Origin of the sequence: Caballeronia insecticola, assembly GCF_000402035.1 — a bacterium.
Lineage (GTDB): Bacteria > Pseudomonadota > Gammaproteobacteria > Burkholderiales > Burkholderiaceae > Caballeronia > Caballeronia insecticola.
On the sequence record NC_021287.1, the window covers coordinates 2,720,999 to 2,738,542 of the forward strand.

General features: G+C 63.6%; 17 protein-coding genes. 7 read left to right on the forward strand and 10 right to left on the reverse strand.

Translation table 11 applies throughout. From position 1 onward, the window contains the following. Positions 1–224: 224 nt before the first annotated feature. Complete coding sequence (locus tag BRPE64_RS12645; protein ID WP_044041660.1) at positions 225–3,809, forward strand: indolepyruvate ferredoxin oxidoreductase family protein; 3,585 nt, start codon at positions 225–227, stop codon at positions 3,807–3,809. Positions 3,810–3,883: 74 nt separating this feature from the next. Here BRPE64_RS12645 and BRPE64_RS32840 read toward each other — a convergent pair whose 3' ends face one another. Both BRPE64_RS32840 and BRPE64_RS12650 read right to left on the reverse strand, forming a co-directional pair. Then, on the reverse strand, positions 3,884–4,177 hold the full coding sequence (locus tag BRPE64_RS32840) for a hypothetical protein (protein ID WP_144063351.1): 294 nt from the start codon (positions 4,175–4,177) through the stop codon (positions 3,884–3,886). 131 nt (positions 4,178–4,308) lie between these two features. After that, on the reverse strand, positions 4,309–6,588 hold the full coding sequence (locus BRPE64_RS12650) for an NADP-dependent malic enzyme (RefSeq protein WP_016346510.1): 2,280 nt from the start codon (positions 6,586–6,588) through the stop codon (positions 4,309–4,311). Between the two features lie 522 nt (positions 6,589–7,110). Between BRPE64_RS12650 and BRPE64_RS12655 the strand changes: the two genes are divergently transcribed. Further along, positions 7,111–7,797, forward strand: a complete 687-nt coding sequence (locus BRPE64_RS12655; protein ID WP_016346511.1) for an orotate phosphoribosyltransferase — start codon at positions 7,111–7,113, stop codon at positions 7,795–7,797. 104 nt (positions 7,798–7,901) lie between these two features. Here BRPE64_RS12655 and BRPE64_RS12660 read toward each other — a convergent pair whose 3' ends face one another. Continuing rightward, on the reverse strand, positions 7,902–8,603 hold the full coding sequence (locus tag BRPE64_RS12660) for a response regulator (protein ID WP_016346512.1): 702 nt from the start codon (positions 8,601–8,603) through the stop codon (positions 7,902–7,904). 287 nt (positions 8,604–8,890) lie between these two features. Between BRPE64_RS12660 and BRPE64_RS12665 the strand changes: the two genes are divergently transcribed. The 3 genes from BRPE64_RS12665 (at position 8,891) to argC (ending at position 11,218) form a co-directional block, all read left to right on the forward strand. Beyond that, on the forward strand, positions 8,891–9,481 hold the full coding sequence (locus tag BRPE64_RS12665; RefSeq protein WP_044041662.1) for a YbhB/YbcL family Raf kinase inhibitor-like protein: 591 nt from the start codon (positions 8,891–8,893) through the stop codon (positions 9,479–9,481). A gap of 122 nt (positions 9,482–9,603) precedes the next feature. Continuing rightward, positions 9,604–10,218: a flavodoxin family protein gene (locus tag BRPE64_RS12670; protein WP_016346515.1), complete on the forward strand. Its 615-nt coding sequence runs from the start codon at positions 9,604–9,606 to the stop codon at positions 10,216–10,218. A 46-nt stretch (positions 10,219–10,264) separates the two neighbouring features. After that, positions 10,265–11,218 (forward strand): N-acetyl-gamma-glutamyl-phosphate reductase, encoded by a 954-nt coding sequence (argC, locus tag BRPE64_RS12675; RefSeq protein WP_016346516.1) that lies wholly within the window; start codon positions 10,265–10,267, stop codon positions 11,216–11,218. 253 nt (positions 11,219–11,471) lie between these two features. Here argC and BRPE64_RS12680 read toward each other — a convergent pair whose 3' ends face one another. From BRPE64_RS12680 to BRPE64_RS12695, 4 genes are all read right to left on the reverse strand, one after another. Next, the gene (locus BRPE64_RS12680) at positions 11,472–11,837 is read right to left on the reverse strand and encodes a response regulator (RefSeq protein WP_016346517.1); all 366 of its coding nucleotides are present in this window, start codon (positions 11,835–11,837) and stop codon (positions 11,472–11,474) included. Positions 11,838–11,844: 7 nt separating this feature from the next. Beyond that, complete coding sequence (locus BRPE64_RS12685; protein ID WP_016346518.1) at positions 11,845–12,297, reverse strand: hypothetical protein; 453 nt, start codon at positions 12,295–12,297, stop codon at positions 11,845–11,847. Between the two features lie 175 nt (positions 12,298–12,472). Next, positions 12,473–13,102 carry a LysE family translocator gene (locus BRPE64_RS12690; RefSeq protein WP_016346519.1) on the reverse strand — a complete coding sequence of 210 codons (630 nt, stop codon included), beginning with the start codon at positions 13,100–13,102 and terminating at the stop codon, positions 12,473–12,475. Between the two features lie 103 nt (positions 13,103–13,205). Continuing rightward, complete coding sequence (locus BRPE64_RS12695) at positions 13,206–14,078, reverse strand: NAD(P)-dependent oxidoreductase (RefSeq protein WP_016346520.1); 873 nt, start codon at positions 14,076–14,078, stop codon at positions 13,206–13,208. Positions 14,079–14,187: 109 nt separating this feature from the next. Here BRPE64_RS12695 and BRPE64_RS12700 point away from each other — a divergent pair, with 109 nt between their 5' ends. Then, complete coding sequence (locus BRPE64_RS12700; protein ID WP_044042182.1) at positions 14,188–14,943, forward strand: Mut7-C RNAse domain-containing protein; 756 nt, start codon at positions 14,188–14,190, stop codon at positions 14,941–14,943. Between the two features lie 61 nt (positions 14,944–15,004). Continuing rightward, entirely contained in the window at positions 15,005–15,274 is a 270-nt protein-coding gene (locus BRPE64_RS12705) for a hypothetical protein (protein WP_016346522.1), read from the forward strand. Between the two features lie 16 nt (positions 15,275–15,290). On the opposite strand, the gene BRPE64_RS12710 is transcribed toward BRPE64_RS12705, so the two are convergent. The 3 genes from BRPE64_RS12710 to BRPE64_RS12720 all read right to left on the reverse strand — a co-directional run bounded on the left by BRPE64_RS12710 (position 15,291) and on the right by BRPE64_RS12720 (position 17,445). Next, complete coding sequence (locus BRPE64_RS12710; RefSeq protein ID WP_016346523.1) at positions 15,291–15,602, reverse strand: cupin domain-containing protein; 312 nt, start codon at positions 15,600–15,602, stop codon at positions 15,291–15,293. 20 nt (positions 15,603–15,622) lie between these two features. After that, positions 15,623–16,912 carry an MFS transporter gene (locus tag BRPE64_RS12715; RefSeq protein WP_044041664.1) on the reverse strand — a complete coding sequence of 430 codons (1,290 nt, stop codon included), beginning with the start codon at positions 16,910–16,912 and terminating at the stop codon, positions 15,623–15,625. Between the two features lie 218 nt (positions 16,913–17,130). Further along, positions 17,131–17,445 (reverse strand): high-potential iron-sulfur protein, encoded by a 315-nt coding sequence (locus BRPE64_RS12720; protein ID WP_016346526.1) that lies wholly within the window; start codon positions 17,443–17,445, stop codon positions 17,131–17,133. Positions 17,446–17,544: the final 99 nt, after the last annotated feature.

Sequence of the window (17,544 nt, forward strand, 5' to 3'; positions counted from 1 at the left end):
ATCGGTCGCATTTACACGCTGTAACAAAACTCGCCTGATAGCGGTCAATTCATCAACGATTTGACGCAAACCGCTGCTAAGTAAGCAATTTTTAACGGGTTAGTCCCAGTGCCTCAAAACCGGTTGCACCGGCACACTTGAAGCCCCGACTCACGCGTTCACAAGACGCTGCGGTCCGAAACATGCTTTGGTGATCCCAAACCTCGGGTGGAGGAATACACATAATGAACGCCCCGCTAGACGCAGAACAAAGAGCTTCGCTAGAAGCCGCGTTGAAATCCGTCACGCTAGACGACAAATACACGCTCGAACGCGGCCGCGCCTATATGAGCGGCATCCAGGCGCTGGTGCGTCTGCCGATGCTGCAGCAAGAGCGCGACAAAGCCGCGGGTCTCAACACCGCCGGGTTCATTTCCGGCTATCGCGGTTCTCCCCTCGGTGGTCTCGACCAGTCGCTCTGGAAGGCGAAGAAGCATCTCGCCGCGCATCAGGTCGTGTTCCAGCCGGGCGTCAACGAAGATCTCGCCGCCACCGCCGTGTGGGGGTCGCAGCAAGTCAATCTGTACCCGAGCGCCAAATACGACGGCGTGTTTTCGATGTGGTACGGCAAAGGCCCGGGCGTCGACCGTTCGGGCGATGTCTTCAAGCACGGAAATTCCGCCGGATCGGCGGCGCACGGCGGCGTACTCGTACTCGCCGGCGACGACCACGCCGCGAAATCATCGACGCTTGCGCATCAGTCCGAACATATCTTCAAGGCGTGCGGCCTGCCGGTGCTGTTTCCGTCGAACGTGCAGGAATATCTCGATTTCGGCCTGCACGGCTGGGCGATGAGCCGCTACTCCGGCCTGTGGGTCGCGATGAAATGCGTGACGGATGTGGTGGAATCGTCGGCGTCGGTGGATATCGACCCGCATCGCACGAAGATCGTGATTCCGACCGACTTCGCCATGCCCGACGGCGGCCTGAACATCCGTTGGCCCGATCCGCCGCTCGTGCAGGAAGCGCGTCTGCTCGACTACAAGTGGTACGCCGCGCTCGCCTATGTGCGCGCGAACAAGCTGGACCGTATCGAGATCGATTCGCCTAACGCGCGCTTCGGCATCATGACCGGCGGCAAGGCGTATCTCGACGTGCGTCAGGCGCTCACCGATCTCGGCCTCGACGACGCCACTTGTTCGCAGATGGGCATCCGTCTCTACAAGGTCGGCTGCGTGTGGCCGCTCGAAGCGCAAGGCGCGCATGAATTCGCGCGCGGGCTCGAAGAGATTCTGGTGGTCGAGGAAAAGCGCCAGATTCTCGAATACGCGATCAAGGAAGAGCTGTACAACTGGCCGGATGCGCAACGTCCGCGCGTCTACGGCAAATTCGACGAAAAAGACGGCGCAGGCGGCGAATGGTCCGTGCCGATGGGCAACTGGCTGCTGCCGGCGCACTATGAACTGTCGCCGGCGATCATCGCGAAGGCGATCGCCACGCGTCTCGAAAAATTCGATCTGCCCGCCGACGTGCGCGCGCGGATCGCGGCGCGTCTCGCCGTCATCGAGGCGAAGGAGAAGGCGCTCGCTCGGCCGCGCGTCGAAGCCGAGCGCAAGCCGTGGTTCTGCTCGGGCTGTCCGCACAATACGTCGACGAACGTGCCGGAAGGCTCGCGCGCGATGGCCGGCATCGGCTGCCACTACATGACGGTCTGGATGGACCGCAGCACGAGCACGTTCAGCCAGATGGGCGGCGAAGGCGTCGCGTGGGTCGGGCAGGCGCCGTTCTCGAACGACAAACACGTATTCGCGAACCTCGGCGACGGCACGTACTTCCATTCGGGCTTGCTCGCGATTCGCGCGTCGATCGCGGCGAAGGTGAACATCACCTACAAGATTCTCTATAACGATGCCGTCGCGATGACGGGCGGCCAGCCCGTCGACGGCGTGCTGACCGTGCCGCAGATCACGCATCAACTGGCGGCGGAAGGCGCGACGAAGATCGTCATCGTCACGGACGAGCCGGAAAAGTACACGGCGAGCGTCGGACTGGCGCCGGGCATCGACGTGCATCATCGCGACAAGCTCGATGAAATTCAACGCCAGTTACGCGAAGTTCCCGGCACGTCGATCCTGATCTACGACCAGACCTGCGCGACCGAGAAGCGCCGCCGCCGCAAACGCGGCGCGTATCCCGATCCGGCGAAGCGCGTCGTCATCAACGAGGCGGTGTGCGAAGGCTGCGGCGATTGCTCGGTGAAGTCGAACTGTCTGTCCGTCGAGCCGCTCGAAACGGAGTTCGGCACGAAGCGGCAGATCAACCAGTCGACGTGCAACAAGGATTATTCGTGCGTCAACGGGTTCTGCCCGAGCTTCGTCACGGTGGAAGGCGGACAGTTGAAGAAACCGAAGGCGACGAGCGTCGGCGCCGATTCGATGCCGCCCGTGCCCTCGCCCGAACTTCCCGACATCGCGCGGCCGTATGGCGTGCTGGTGACGGGCGTCGGCGGAACGGGCGTCGTGACGATCGGCGCGCTGCTCGGCATGGCCGCGCATCTGGAGCAGAAAGGCGTCACGGTGCTCGACGTCACCGGCCTCGCGCAGAAAGGCGGCGCCGTGATGAGCCACGTGCAGATCGCCAATCGTCCGGCGGATATCCACGCGACGCGCATCGCGATGGGCGAGGCGGATCTCGTCATCGGCTGCGATGCGATCGTCACCGCGAGCAACGAATGCGGCTCGCGGATGCAGCCGGATCACACGCGCGTTGTCGTGAACAGCGCGCAGACGCCGACCGCCGAGTTCATCAAGAACCCGAACTGGAGCTTTCCGGGCGCGAGCGCGGAAGCCGATATTCGCGCGGCGGCGGGCGAGCATGTCGCGCTCGTCGATGCGAACCGCTTCGCCGTCGCATTGATGGGCGATGCGATCTATACGAATCCGTTCGTGCTCGGCTTTGCGTGGCAGAAGGGCTGGGTGCCGCTGCGGCATGAATCGCTGATGCGGGCGATCGAGTTGAACGCGGTGCAGGTCGAGAAGAATCTGGCGGCGTTCGAGTGGGGCCGCCGCGCCGCGCACGATCCCGAAGCGGTGCGCCGTCTCGCCGATGCGCAGCGCGGCGCGCCCGAAGCAGCGGGCAAGGTCATCGCGCTGCATACGCCGAAGGCGCTGGATACGCTCATCGACAAGCGTCTCGATTATCTCGCGCGGTATCAGAATGCGGCGTACGCGGCGCGCTATGGGCGGCTGGTCGCGGCGGTGCGCTCGGCCGAAGCCGGCCTGAATGCGGGCGATGGCCAGTACGCGCTGACCGAAGCGGTCGCCCGGAATCTGCACAAGCTGATGGCGTACAAAGACGAGTACGAGGTCGCGCGTCTCTATGCGGACCCGGCGTTCCTCGACAAGGTGAAGAGCAGCTTCGAAGGCGACTGGAAGATCAAGATCCATCTGGCGCCGCCGAGCTTGTCGAAGAAGGACGCGCACGGGCATCTCGTGAAGAAGCAATACGGCCCGTGGATGATGTCGGCGATGCGCGTGCTCGCGCGATTCAAGTTCTTGCGTGGGACGGCACTCGATCCGTTCGGACGCACGGAAGAGCGCAGGATGGAACGCGCGTTGATCGACGAGTACGAGGCGCTGGTGAAGGAACTGATGGCGGGACTGACGGCGGAGAAGCTCGCGCTTGCAATTGAACTCGCGAGTCTGCCGGACTCGATGCGCGGCTATGGCCACATCAAGGAAAACAACGTGAAGGCGGCGAAGCTCAAGTGGGACAAGCTGCTGGCGCGGTGGCGCAGTAATGAGGGTGGCGAGAAGCGGGCGGTGGCTTGATTTAACGGCTCGCCGATGAAAAGGCGGTTCGCGGAAGCGGACCGCTTTTTTTTGCTACCAGACTGGAATCGGTTTTACGACGTCGCCTTGTTTCTCCCATAGAGGGTTGCGATGAACCGCTGTGCCTCTTCGCTGCTCACCTTTTCGAATGGAGCGGCGTGATGCGCATAGAGCAAAGGCGTCCCTTCGCGATGGATGAGTTTTACGTCCAGCCGAAATAATGTACCGACCGGGTGCTCCTTGCGCATGCTTCGGCTGCACTCCACTCGAAGCGTGGTGCTCAGCCCTTGGCCAGGCAGCGCGCGTACTCGAATGCCTGACGACGAGGCTTCACCTCGTGCCCAAAAAGTTTCGACGATGATCTCCATTTCTCCACCCTTGATTAGATTGGAATCCTAATTAGAGCACGACGAAACCGGCAGACATTCGATTCATCAGGCTAAAAAAAACGGCGACCCGGTTCCCCGAATCGCCGTCTTTCCTCAAAGTACCAACCGCCTTACTTCGCCTTCGCCACGCTCGCGTTCGCGCTCGCCACCGCCGTCATATTGATGATCCGCCGCACGGTCGCCGCGGGCGTCAGAATATGCACGGGCTTGGCCGCGCCGAGCAGGAACGGCCCGACCGTCACGCCCTCGCCGCTCACCATCTTGAGCAGGTTGTACGTGATGTTCGCCGCTTCCACGTTCGGCATGATCAGCAGGTTCGCTTCGCCGTGCAGCGTCGTGCCCGGGAACGCCGCCTTGCGCACCGTCTCCGACAACGCCGCGTCGCCGTGCATTTCGCCGTCCACTTCGAGATGCGGCGCGCGTTCCGCGATCAGCTTGCGCGCTTCGGCCATGCGCTTGCTCGACGCGCTCGGCACGCTGCCGAAATTCGAGTTCGACACCAGCGCCACCTTCGGCTGAATGCCGAAGCGCTCGATCTCGCGCGCCGCGAGAATCGTCATGTCGGCGAGTTGCTCGGGCGTCGGCGTTTCGTTGACGTACGTATCGCTGATAAACAGGTTGCGGCCCTGAAGCATCAGCAGATTCATCGCCGCGAAATTATTCGCGCCTTCCGCCTTGCCGAGCACCTGTTCGACGAACTTCAGGTGATCCTGATACGTATCGATGAGACCGCAGATCATGCCGTCCGCGTCGCCTGTATGGATCAGGATCGCGCCGATCAGCGTGTTGAACTTGCGCAGCGCGGCCTTCGCGCTTTCCGGCGTCACGCCTTCGCGCGCGGCGATCTCGTGATACGCCTGCCAACTCTTCTGGTAGCGCGGATCGTCCTCCGGATTCACGACCTCGAAATCGACGCCCGGCTTCAGCTTCGAGCCCATCTTCTGCAGCCGCATTTCGACGACCGCCGGCCGCCCGATGATGATCGGCTTCGCGATCTTCTCCAGCAGCACGAATTGCGCGGCGCGCAGCACGCGCTCGTCCTCGCCTTCCGCGAACGCAATGCGCGCGGGCGCGGCCTTCGCCGCCACGAACACCGGGCGCATCACCATGCCGGTGCGGTACACGGTCGCGCCGAGCGTCTCGCGATACGCATCCATGTCGTTGATCGGACGCGTCGCCACGCCCGAATCCATCGCGGCTTGCGCCACCGCCGGCGCGATCTTGATAATGAGACGCGGATCGAACGGCTTCGGAATCAGATATTCCGGACCGAATTCGAGCGAATGGCCTTCGTAGGCTTTCGCGACTTCATCGCCCTGATCGGTCTCTTCCGCGAGTTCGGCGATCGCCTTCACGCACGCGAGCTTCATCTCTTCGGTGATGGTCGTCGCGCCCACATCCAGCGCGCCGCGGAAGATGAACGGGAAGCACAGCACGTTGTTGACCTGATTCGGATAGTCCGAACGGCCCGTCGCGACGATGCAATCCGGGCGCACCTTCTTCGCGTCTTCCGGACGGATTTCCGGCTCCGGATTCGCGAGCGCGAGAATCAGCGGCTTGTCGGCCATGGTCGCGACCATTTCCGGCTTGAGCACGCCGGCGCTCGAACAGCCGAGGAACACGTCGCAGCCGTGCATCGCGTCGCCGAGCGTGCGCGCGTCGGTGCTCGCCTGATAGCGTTCCTTCGAGGCGTCGAGGTTGCCGCGGCCTTCGTAGATCACGCCCTTCGAATCGATCACCAGCGTGTTCGACTTCTTCAGGCCCAGATGCACGAGCAAGTCCAGACACGCGATCGCCGCCGCGCCCGCGCCCGAACACACGAGCTTCACTTCGTCCAGCTTCTTGCCGACGACCTTCAGGCCGTTGAGAATCGCCGCCGACGCGATGATCGCCGTTCCATGTTGATCGTCATGGAAGACGGGGATCTTCATGCGCTCGCGCAGCTTCTTTTCGATATAGAAGCACTCGGGCGCCTTGATGTCTTCGAGATTGATGCCGCCCAGCGTGGGTTCGAGCATCGCGATCGCGTCGACGAGCTTGTCCGGATCGGTTTCGGCGAGTTCGATATCGAACACGTCGATGCCGGCGAACTTCTTGAACAGACACCCCTTGCCTTCCATGACCGGCTTGGCCGCGAGCGGGCCGATATTGCCGAGACCGAGCACGGCCGTGCCGTTCGTCACGACGCCGACGAGATTCGCGCGCGACGTGTACTTCTGCGCGTCGAGCGGCTCATCGTAGATCGCCATGCACGCGGCCGCGACGCCCGGCGAATACGCGAGCGAGAGGTCGAGCTGGTTGGAGAGCGGCTTGGTCGGCGTGACCGAGATCTTGCCGGGACGGGGATTCTGGTGATACGCGAGGGCGCTTTGCTTCAGTTGTTCGTCCATGATTTACCTGAGACGTTTGGGAATTATTTGAACAGGGTTCACACTGCCGTCGACCGTGCTGCATGAATGCGGGAATGTGAATCTATGGACCAAGTTCATGTGCTCGGCGCGTCGGGTGGACGCGGCGTGCCGCTCGCATGGATGAAACGAGCGGACGGAGCCTTTGGTTTTTTGGGACGATCAGTGTACACCCCGCGCCAGCATTGACGCGAAGCAGCATCGACGCATCTGGCGGGCGGTTTCATCGGACGAACTCGCGTGAGTTCCGCGCGGCGCGGGCGCAACCGCGACACTCGCCCGGACGACCCGCCTCGGGTAAAATTGCGGGTTAGCTGTGCATGGGATGGGAGTAGACGCCGAACGAGCGCCAGGTCCCATCGGCACGCGCGCAGGAACAGCGGAACAGCCCGTCGAAGGCAAGTTGGTCGAAAGCCGGCTCGTTTCGCATCGATTCCTGCGCCAGGGCCTTCGCGGCCGCCTCCCCGCTTCTCCAAGCGCCATATCAAGTCCAAGGATTCGCCCATGACAGGCTTCGATCGCCAGACGATCTCCGACACCACCGCCAAAATGCTGCTCGAAGTGCAGGCGGTGCACTTCAATGCGGAAAAACCGTACATCTTCACGTCCGGCTGGGCGAGCCCGGTGTATATCGACTGCCGCAAGCTGATTTCCTACCCGCGCGTGCGGCGCGGCCTGATGGAAATGGCCGAGGCGACCATTCTGCGCGACGTCGGCTATGAACAGATCGACGCAGTCGCCGGCGGCGAAACGGCGGGCATTCCGTTCGCCGCATGGATCGCCGACCGCCTGATGGTGCCGATGCAATACGTGCGCAAGAAGCCGAAGGGTTTCGGCCGCAATGCGCAGATCGAAGGTCTGCTGACCGAAGGCCAGCGCGTGCTGCTCGTCGAAGATCTGACGACCGACAGCCGCAGCAAGATCAACTTCATCAACGCGCTGCGCACGGCCGGCGCCACGGTGAACGACTGCTTCGTGCTGTTCCACTACAACATCTTCAAGGAAAGCGTGTCGGTGCTGAAAGACATCGACGTCAACCTGCACGCACTCGCCACGTGGTGGGACGTGTTGCGTGTTGCCAAGGAACAGGGCTATTTCGAGACGAAGACGCTCGATGAAGTCGAGAAATTCCTGCACGCGCCGGCGGAATGGTCGGCGGCGCACGGTGGCGCGACGGCGGCACCGCAGTAAGCTTTAAACGTTTCGTGCAACGTTTCGCGCGTTTAATGCGAAAAAGCCGCTGATTATCATTCAGCGGCTTTTTTATTAACTACGGAATCAATACCGTTAAAGGATTACGGATTTGGAACTGGCTGATCGAGCGTTCCATCTCCTGAATACGCAGAAAGATTCATCAAGCCGTTGCTTTGCGCATATTGAAACAATTCGGAATCGCGCTCAATGCCGAGTTTTCGCATCGCGGTATTCTTTTGCGTGCTGATCGTCTTGATGCTGCGACGTAATTGCGCAGCGATTTCCGTGATCGTCATGCCGGAAACGAACAGCCGCACGACCTCCAGTTCGCGTTTGGAAAGAATCACGCTGCGCTGCTGCCCGTTCGCGCCGAGCCCCATGCTCTCGAGCGCGCCATGCACCGACGGCCCGAGATACTCCTGGCCGCGCATAACGTGCTGGATCGCCCAGCCGATATGGTTCATGTCGTCGGCTTTGTTGATGATGGACATCACGCCCACCTCACGCAAACGCTTGAGCAGGGCGGGATTCTCGAGCATGGTCAGCACGACCAGCTTGACGCGCGGAAACTGCCGCCCGATATAGCCGAGCAGCGGCATGCCGTCGCCGTACGAGCCGCCCGGCATGGCGAGATCCGTGACAAGGACATCGCAAGGCGTTTTCTGCAGAAGCTGGATGAGTTCCGTCGACTGGCGCGCCTGACCCACGACATCGACCTCCGGGAACTTGTTGAGCGCTTGAGTGGCGCCAAACAGAATCACAGGATGGTCGTCCGCGATGATGACTTTTATTCGCTGGCTCACTTTGTTCTCCCGGAAATCGCTGGATTAGATGCCGTGCGAATCTGCAACAGATTAATCATATTCAATTCAGCATAGTCTGCAGTGGGACGCCGTCAAGTCGAAGCGCCCTTGCTTAAACCGATGTTAGCGGATTGCGCCATCGGTTTAGTCCCAAGGATCAAGACTTTAAACCTTTGTTGCAATGTTAAACTGCAACCTGTCGTCAAGCGCATCCCTGAGACAAAAAACATCGTTGCAGTCTGAGAAACGCTGCTATAAGGCGCAACGATACTGACAAGGAGTCAGCCATGCGCCTCGCAGGCCGAAGCGGGAGTCCGAGTGGCCTTGTCGTACCTGGGTTTTTCATCGCCTGCGCGGCCGTCGCGCTCTTGGCTTCGCGCGGCGCCGCGGCCGACTCCACCTTCACAATTTCGAGCACCGACCTGGCACCGGCCAAGCCGATCGGGCGCGATCTGCTCTTCGACCAGTCCGAATGCAAGGGCGGCAACCGTTCGCCGCAGATTTCCTGGCGCGGCGCGCCCGCCAGCACGCGCGGCTTCGCCGTGACGATCTTCGATCCCGATGCGCCCGGGCGCGGCTGGTGGCACTGGGCCGTCGCGGGCATTCCCGCCGGCACGGATCGCCTGCCGAACAACGCCAGCGCGTCGGGCGTCCTGCGCAAGCTCGGCGCGGTCGAAGCGCGCAACGACTGGGACACCGACGGCTACGGCGGCCCGTGCCCGCCGCCCGGCAAGCCGCACCGTTACGTGGTGACGGTTTATGCCCTCAACAGCGACGACCTCCGCCTGCGCCAGGGTACGCCCGCGCTCATGTTCGAGCACGAAATTCGCACGATGGCCATCGCCAGCGCGCAGCTCACCTTCACGTATGGACGTTGATACGGACGTTACCTCGACGGCCCGAACCGTGCGTTCGCGCCGGTTGGGCGGAAATTGTCTTTGCTAGACTGGCCGCAGTCGTCCGGCGCACGCCGCGACCCGCCGAGAGACTCAAGGACATCATGTCGAATATCGTCATCGTTTATCACAGTGGCTACGGCCATACGAAAAAAGTGGCGGAAGCCGTGCTCGCCGGTGCGACCGATGCCGGCGCCAGCGTAAAGCTGATCGCCGTCAGCGAACTCGACGACGACGCCTGGGGCGCGCTCGAAGCCGCCGACGCCATCGTTTTCGGCGCGCCGACCTACATGGGCGGCCCGTCCGCCGACTTCAAGAAATTCGCCGATGCGAGTTCGAAACCGTGGTTCGGGCAGAAATGGAAGGACAAGCTCGCGGGCGGATTCACCAACTCGGCGCACATGAACGGCGACAAGTTTCTGACTATTTCCTATTTCGTCACGCTGGCGATGCAGCACGGCATGATCTGGGTCGGCACCGGCATCATGCCGTCGAACACGAAGGCGGCCACGCGCAACGACCTGAACTTCGTCGGCGGCTTTACGGGCCTGCTCACGCAGTCGCCCGCGGACGCCTCGCCGGACGAAGCCCCGCCGCCCGGCGATCTGGAGACGGCAAAGGTCTACGGCGCGCGCATCGCGGAGGTGACGGCGCGCTGGATCGGCACTCCGGCGGGCGGCGATGACGACGGTCATCAGCCCGCCGCGGAATCGACTTAAAATAGTGTTTTTGCGGCGAGCGTCCGCACGAACCAGCGAGATCGAGATGACCACGAAAGTATTTGTCGACGGACAGGAAGGCACCACCGGCCTGAAGATTTTCGAATATCTGTCGCAGCGCCGTGACATCGAAGTGCTGCGCATCGAGGACGCGAAGCGTAAGGATGTCGAGGAACGGCGCCGGCTGATCAACGCGTCCGACGTCACGTTCCTGTGCCTGCCGGATGTCGCGTCGCGCGAGTCGGTTTCGCTCGTCGATCCCGGCAACACGCGCACCGTGATGATCGACGCCAGCACGGCGTTCCGCACGCAGGACGACTGGGCGTACGGCCTGCCCGAACTCTCGCGCGCACAGCGCGAGCGCCTGCGCACGTCGAAGCGCATCGCGGTGCCGGGCTGCCACGCATCGGCGTTCGTGCTGTCGGTGCAGCCGCTCGTCGCGGGCGGACTCGTCCCCGCGGATTTCGCCGCGCACGCCTATTCGATCACCGGCTACAGCGGCGGCGGCAAAAAGATGATCGCCGAGTACGAAGCCGGCGGCAACGACAAGCTCGCGAGCCCGCGTCCCTACGCGCTTGGTCTCACGCACAAGCATCTGCCGGAAATGTCGGTGCGCACCGGCCTCACGCGCGCGCCGATCTTCACGCCGATCGTCGGCGCGTTCCTGAAGGGTCTCGCGGTCACGACCTATTTTTCGCCGGATCAGCTCACGCGTCCGGCCAAGCCGAAAGACGTGCGCGACATGCTCGCCGAGTACTACACCAACGAGCCGTTCGTGCGCGTGCTGCCGTTCGACGCCGCCAGCAATCTCGACGACGGTTTCTTCGACGTGCAGGCCTGCAACGACACGAATCGCGTGGATATTTTCGTGTTCGGCAACGACGAGCGCTTCGTGACGCTCGCGCGTCTCGACAATCTCGGCAAGGGCGCATCGGGCGCGGCGATCCAGTGTATGAATCTGGCGATCGGCGCGGATGAGGAAGCGGGTCTCGCGCGCTGAGCGCGACCGAATCCACGCGGCGCAATAAAAAGGGCCGGTCCGCTTCGCTGCGGACCGGCCCTTTTTCTTTGAATTCGGCGACGCGCTGTGCGCCGCAACATCGAAACGTACAGGCGAAAAAAAGCCCGCCAATGCTGGCGGGCTGAATCCATATCAGTGGAGACATGGAGGAGACAGGAGTAAATATACCAAGAGTATTGGTGCGTCGCAACATCCCGTGTTGCGGCAGACTGACGCACGCTCGTTCGATACGTCAGGGCTGCGTCATCGACAAAATGAAGTGCAGTTGGTCGGCGGAGATCGGCTTCACGAGGTGGACGTCGAAACCGGCGTCGAGCGTCATCTCGCGGTGCTGCGGCTGACCCCAGCCAGTGAGCGCGACGAGCATCATCGCGTGGCCGTTCGGCAGGCGGCGCAACGCGCGCGCCGCCGCGAGACCGTCGACGAGCGGCATGCCGAGATCGAGAATCACGACTTCCGGTTCGAACTGCACCGCGACTTCCACGGCCCGCGCGCCATCCGCCGCGAGCGCCACTTCGTGGCCCATGCCGTTCAGCAGATGGGCTAAGCCGGCGAGCGCATCGTCGTCGTCGTCGGCTATGAGAATGCGCTTGCTCACGTTGACCTCAGCGGGATCCGTAGATTTCGAGTTTGAGCTTGTTCGAGCCCGCCTGCGCCGCCGTGATCTCGGTGCGCGCGCCGCGCTCGCCCATGTAGAAGTGCTGCCGGGCGGGCGAATTCTGATCGTGCGTCGCGTCGGGCAGACATGACGCGATATCCGCCGCGACGCCCTGCAGCGCGTCGGCGCCGGAGCCGCCGTGCGGCGTCCAGGTGCAGCGGTAGCTGGTCTGCGAGGCGGCGCACTGCACGCCGTCGCCCCAGGACAGCGCAAGCGGCCGGCCGTCGATCGCGTTCAGCGACGAGAAATTCGGCGCCGCCGCGACAATGCGCTTGAGCGCGCCGCACGGGCTCGGCGTGTCGTCCGCGTGTGCGGGTGCAGGCGATGCCAGCGCGCCGCAAAAAATTGCGATGAGCGCGGCGCCTGTGGACGTTGCGGCGCGTCGGCCTGTCATCAACATGGGCGCCTCCCTTTTTGCTGTTCTTCTGAAGTCTCGCCGCGACCTCGGGACGATGGCTACTATCGCCGCACCGATCGCGAAAGTATGTTCGCAAGGGAGCAAAACGTGCGCCCGTTCGTGCAGACGTTTGTTTTACGTCCGGCGCTCAGTGGTGCTCGGTGGAGTTTGGCAACGCTCAGTGGCGCACGAGCGCCATCATTGCGCCGAAGCCGACGAAGACGCCGCCGGTCAGGCGATTGAACGCCTGGGCGACGCTCGCGCTTTTCAGCCTGTCGCCGATGCGCGCGCCGAGGCCTGCATACACCGCGTACCAGCTCACCTCGATGACCGCGAACGTCGACACGAGCACCGCGAACTGCGGCAGCACGGGCCGGCTCGCGTCGATGAATTGCGGCAGCAGCGCCGCCGCAAAAAGAATCGCCTTCGGATTGCTGCCCGCGACGAGAAAGCCGTTGCGAAACAGCGTCGCGCGTCCGGCCGACGGCGTGCCCGCGCTTGCGTCGCGAACATCGGCTGCGCTCGCTTTGGCGCGCCAGCTCTTCACACCCAGCCAGACGAGATAAGCCGCGCCGATAAAGCGCAACGTGTCGAACAGGCGCGGCCACGCTTCGAGAAACACGCCGAGGCCCGCCGCCGACACCGAGAGCATGATGACGAGGGCGGAGAGGCAGCCGCCCATGGTGGCGGTCGAGCGCTTCAAGCCGTGACGCGCGCCGTGCGTCATCACGAGCAGCATGTTGGGACCGGGAATCGCGGAGACGACGAAGACTGTAGCGACGAACAGCCACCAGACATGCAGTTTCATTGCGGCGCGGCGTGTAGAAAAGGGACTCGCATTATGCCGTCCGCCCGCGCCGCGACGGGCGAAATCCGCGCTTCGCCCCATCGTGCGTATGGAATCCGCACACTCACTGTCCGGCGCGGCGCGCCGCCACCTGGCCCAGCACGGCGAAATCCTTCTCGCCGTCGCCGTGGGCGAGCGCATCGACCAGGTTGTCGCGCACGACGCTCGCCACCGGCAGCGGCACGTTCACCGCGTCACCGGCCGCAATCGCGAGACGCACGTCCTTCAGGCCCAGGCGCGCCTTGAAAAGCGCCGGCTCGTAGCGCCGCTCCGCGATCATCTTCCCGTAGCCCTGATACACCGGCCCCGGAAACAGCGAATTCGTGATGACATCGAGCAAGGTCTGCGACTCGATGCCGTGACCGCTCACGAGCGCCGCCGCTTCGCCGAAGGACTCGATCGCCGACGCCAGCATGAAATTCGCCGCGAGCTTGAGCACGTTCGCGTGCTGCGGCTCGCTGCCGACGCGCCAGGTTTTCTGGCCGAGCGCATCGAGCACCGGCTGCACGCGGTCGATGGCCTCGCTCGCGCCCGCCGCGAGAATGTTGAGCTTGCCCGCCGCCGCGACGTCCGGCCGCCCGAGCACCGGCGCGGCGACGTACGCAATGCCATGCTGCGCGTGCAATTCGGCGAGTTCGATGGCGAGCGCCACCGAAATCGTCGCCATATTGACGTGCACGAGGTTCTTCGGCGCGTGCTTGAGCAAGGCGCCATCGACGAGCACGGAACGCAGCGCGTGGTCGTCGGCGAGCATGGAAAAGGCGGCGTCGCCGGCGAAGGCCTGCTCGGGCGTATCCACCACCGACGCGCCCTCTGCCGCGAGCGCGCGCGTCTTGTCGCGCGAACGGTTCCAGACGCGCACCGTGTGTCCCGCCTTGAGCGCGTTGCTCGCCATCGCGCCGCCCATTTCGCCCAGTCCGATGAATCCGATATCCATGCCGATGCTCCCAGGTAGTCCGTTTGCCGAGCGCCAGTTAAGCACATCGCCACGCCGCGTGCACGAGCGCGAGCAAGCGGTCGAAGTCGGCGAATGCGATACTGCCTGCATGCTCGAGGCGCGCTTTCACTTCCATCGCGAACTGAATGATTTCCTCGCCCGGCCGCTGCGCGGGCACGCGTTCGCATGCGCGTGCGCGAAGACATCGACGACCAAGCACATGATCGAGGCGCTCGGCGTGCCGCACACGGAAGTCGCGCTGATCGTGAAGAACGGCCGCCCCGTCGGATTCGACGCGCAGATCGCGCCCGACGATGTCATCGACGTTTATCCCGCGCATCACGCGCCCGCGGCCTTGGCGCACGGCGCGCTGTTGCTGCGTCCGCCGCTGCACGCCGCCGGCCTGCGCTTCATCGCGGATGCGCATCTCGGCGGCCTGGCGCAACTGCTGCGGCTCGCGGGCTTCGACACGCGCTACGACAACAACTTCCCCGACGACGAAATCGAGCAACTCGCGCACGACGAAACGCGCGTCGTGCTCACGCGCGACCGCGAACTGCTCAAGCGCCGCACCGTGCTGCACGGCGCGTATGTGCGCGCGCTGCAACCCGACGAGCAGTGGCGCGAAGTGGCCGTGCGCTTCGATCTCGCGTCGCACGTGCGCGCGTTTCGACTGTGCCTGATGTGCAATGCGCCGCTGCGCCGCGCCGCGCCGAACGAGATCGACGGCCGTGTGCCCGAAGGCGTGCGCGAGCGGCACGCGCGTTTCGTGACCTGCGACGTCTGCCGCCGCGTGTTCTGGGAAGGCTCGCACTGGCGGCGCATGCGCGCGCGCATCGACGCGCTGGCGGACGCGAACCGCTGACGCGCCCGCCGCGTTCCGTACAATACGGGCCTTGCCATTAATCGTTGTCCCGGAGCATCGCGTGAACAAATTTCAGCTGGAACAAACCAAGGCGTTCAAACTCGCCAACGAACTCAAGCACGGCAGCCGTGCGCGCACCGGCGTCGCGGACGAGGCGAAAGTCGACCGCCGCGAGCAGCGCAAGCTCGATCAGGCCAAGGGACTCGTGCCGTTCGCCTGCAAACTCGACGAAAAACTCGTGCAGCAACTGAAGGAACGCGCCGCCGCGCACGAAGGCGGCATGACCGAAGTGCTCGCCGAACTGCTCGTCGCGGCCGGACTGCAACGCTAAAGCAGCGGCACCGCGCTCAAACGCTGCCTTCCTTTTCGATCACCAGAATGCGCGCCTCGCCGACCGGTTCGGCGAAATGCTCGTCGCCGGCCTGCGCGTGGAAGATGTCGCCGGCGCGCAGCACCAGCGTGCGCTCGTCCCCGTCGCTGCGCACGTGCATGCGCACTTCTCCCTGCATCACGGCGAACACTTCCTCGCCGTCGTTGACATGCCATTTGTAGGGCTTGTCGGTCCAGTGCAGACGGCACGACGTGCCGTTCATCACGCAGATATCGAGCGCGCCCCATGCGCGCTCGGCCGTGAACTTGCCGCTTTCGATCACTTTCATTTCGATATGGCCGATGTTGTCTATCGGATGATGTCGCGCGCCTCGTCGACGTCGGCGTGGCGCGTCGCCGGAATGCACGCCACCGCGATCAGCGAGAGCACGAGTCCGCCCATCACGTAGAACGTGGGCGCGAGTTGCGATTCCGTGACGCGGATCAGCCACGTCACGATAAATTGCCCGAAGCCGCCGAAGATCATCACCGCGATGTTGTACGCGAGCGAGAGGCCCGTCGAGCGCACGTGCGCGGGAAACAGTTCGGCGATGAGCGCGCCGAACGGCCCATAGTAGCCCGACAGCGCGATGGACAGCAGCGCCTGCACGATCACGAGCCGCATCACGCTCGGCTCCGCGGCGAGCCACGCGAAGAGCGGATAAATCACGACGAGCGTAATCAGCAGCGACCACAGCGACAATCCCTTGCGCCCGATGCGATCCGACCACGCGCCCGCAATCGGCGAAAGCACCGTCAACAGCAGATTGCCGACGATCAGCGCCGTGAACGACTGTTCAAACGGCAGCTTCAGTTGCTTGACGGCGAAAGTCGGCAGATAGGCGATCAGCACGTACACCGTCACCGTGAGCGCGATCACGGAGCCGAGCCCGCACAGCACTTCGCGGCTGTGGCTGCGGAACACTTCGCCGAGCGTCGCGCGGCGCGCGGTCTTGCGCGCGTGCAGGAACGCTTCGGTATCGGCCATGTTGCGGCGAATATAAAGACCGATCGGCCCGATGATGAGGCCGAAGATGAACGGCACGCGCCAGCCCCAGGATTCGAGCGCCGCGGGCGACAGTCCGCGCGAGATCGCCGCGCCGACGAGCGCGCCGAGCAACAGCGACGCCGCCTGGCTCGCCATCTGGAAGCTGCCGTAGAAGCCGCGTTTGGAGAACGGCGCGGCTTCGATCAGCAGCGCGGTCGAGCTGCCGAATTCGCCGCCCGCCGAGAAGCCTTGCAGCAGCCGCGCGAACACGATGATGAGCGGCGCGCCGATGCCGATCGCCGAATAAGGCGGCGCAATTGCGAGCAGGAAAATGCCGAGCGTCATCAGTCCGATGACGAGCGTGAGCGCCGCCTTGCGCCCGGCGCGGTCGGCGTAGAGGCCGAGCACGATGCCGCCGACCGGCCGCATCACGAACGCGACGCCGAAGGTCGCGGTGGTCAGAAGAATCGACGCGTAGTCGCTCTCGCCGGGGAAGAACAGACGCGCGATGACCACCGTCATGAAGCCGAATACGGTGAAGTCGTACCACTCCAGCGCGTTGCCGATGACCGCCGCCGTCACGGCGCGCGCGTTCAATCGTCTTCCTGGCATGCGATCCCCTGTGTGTGCATGGTGCGCATCGTCTGCATGATCGGCTCAGGCTTGTCCGCGTTTCGTCGAATGGATTCGCACGCGCGGCTCTTTTTGCCTTGGCGAGTGTAAAGACGGTTTTTATCCCGATCAAGCGAATTGAACACGAACACAGCACGAACAAAAGCGCGCCGGGCCTCACGGCCGGGCGCGCCTGGCGGATGACGCTTGTCCGCGCGTTATGCCTTCTTCACATACGCGCTGCACCAGCCCTTCGAGGCGACCAGCTTGCTGCTGAACATCGGGCACGGCGCGAAGGCGTCGCTCGCCTTGCCCTGATAGAACTGACAGTTGCCGCAGTCCTGCCCGGCGGCGTATTTCGCGAACTTGGCCTTATCGACCTTGCTCGCATCGTTTTTGTAGCCGAGCGCCTGCGCGGTGGGATCGTTTTCGTCGACCTTCGGTGCATCGGCGAGAGCGGAACGGGTGCCGAGCGCGATCGTCGAGGCGACGCCCACGCTGGTGATCAGAAACGTGCGACGCGATGTCTTCATGGTGACTCACTCCATGTTGTATTGGGGGATAAACGCCGTTCTTGACGACGGCGGTATCCGAGCATAACAACGCGGACGCGAGTCGAAACAGTCAAATGT

Coding starts and splice junctions, on each gene's coding strand:
- BRPE64_RS12665 (WP_044041662.1), top strand. CDS start 8,891: ATGCGCCTCGCAGGCCGAAGCGGGAGTCCGAGTGGCCTTGTCGTACCT.
- argC (WP_016346516.1), top strand. CDS start 10,265: ATGACCACGAAAGTATTTGTCGACGGACAGGAAGGCACCACCGGCCTG.
- BRPE64_RS12670 (WP_016346515.1), top strand. CDS start 9,604: ATGTCGAATATCGTCATCGTTTATCACAGTGGCTACGGCCATACGAAA.
- BRPE64_RS12685 (WP_016346518.1), bottom strand. CDS start 12,297: ATGTTGATGACAGGCCGACGCGCCGCAACGTCCACAGGCGCCGCGCTC.
- BRPE64_RS12645 (WP_044041660.1), top strand. CDS start 225: ATGAACGCCCCGCTAGACGCAGAACAAAGAGCTTCGCTAGAAGCCGCG.
- BRPE64_RS12710 (WP_016346523.1), bottom strand. CDS start 15,602: ATGAAAGTGATCGAAAGCGGCAAGTTCACGGCCGAGCGCGCATGGGGC.
- BRPE64_RS12720 (WP_016346526.1), bottom strand. CDS start 17,445: ATGAAGACATCGCGTCGCACGTTTCTGATCACCAGCGTGGGCGTCGCC.
- BRPE64_RS12695 (WP_016346520.1), bottom strand. CDS start 14,078: ATGGATATCGGATTCATCGGACTGGGCGAAATGGGCGGCGCGATGGCG.
- BRPE64_RS12700 (WP_044042182.1), top strand. CDS start 14,188: ATGCTCGAGGCGCGCTTTCACTTCCATCGCGAACTGAATGATTTCCTC.
- BRPE64_RS12650 (WP_016346510.1), bottom strand. CDS start 6,588: ATGGACGAACAACTGAAGCAAAGCGCCCTCGCGTATCACCAGAATCCC.
- BRPE64_RS12715 (WP_044041664.1), bottom strand. CDS start 16,912: ATGCCAGGAAGACGATTGAACGCGCGCGCCGTGACGGCGGCGGTCATC.
- BRPE64_RS12655 (WP_016346511.1), top strand. CDS start 7,111: ATGACAGGCTTCGATCGCCAGACGATCTCCGACACCACCGCCAAAATG.
- BRPE64_RS12690 (WP_016346519.1), bottom strand. CDS start 13,102: ATGAAACTGCATGTCTGGTGGCTGTTCGTCGCTACAGTCTTCGTCGTC.
- BRPE64_RS32840 (WP_144063351.1), bottom strand. CDS start 4,177: ATGGAGATCATCGTCGAAACTTTTTGGGCACGAGGTGAAGCCTCGTCG.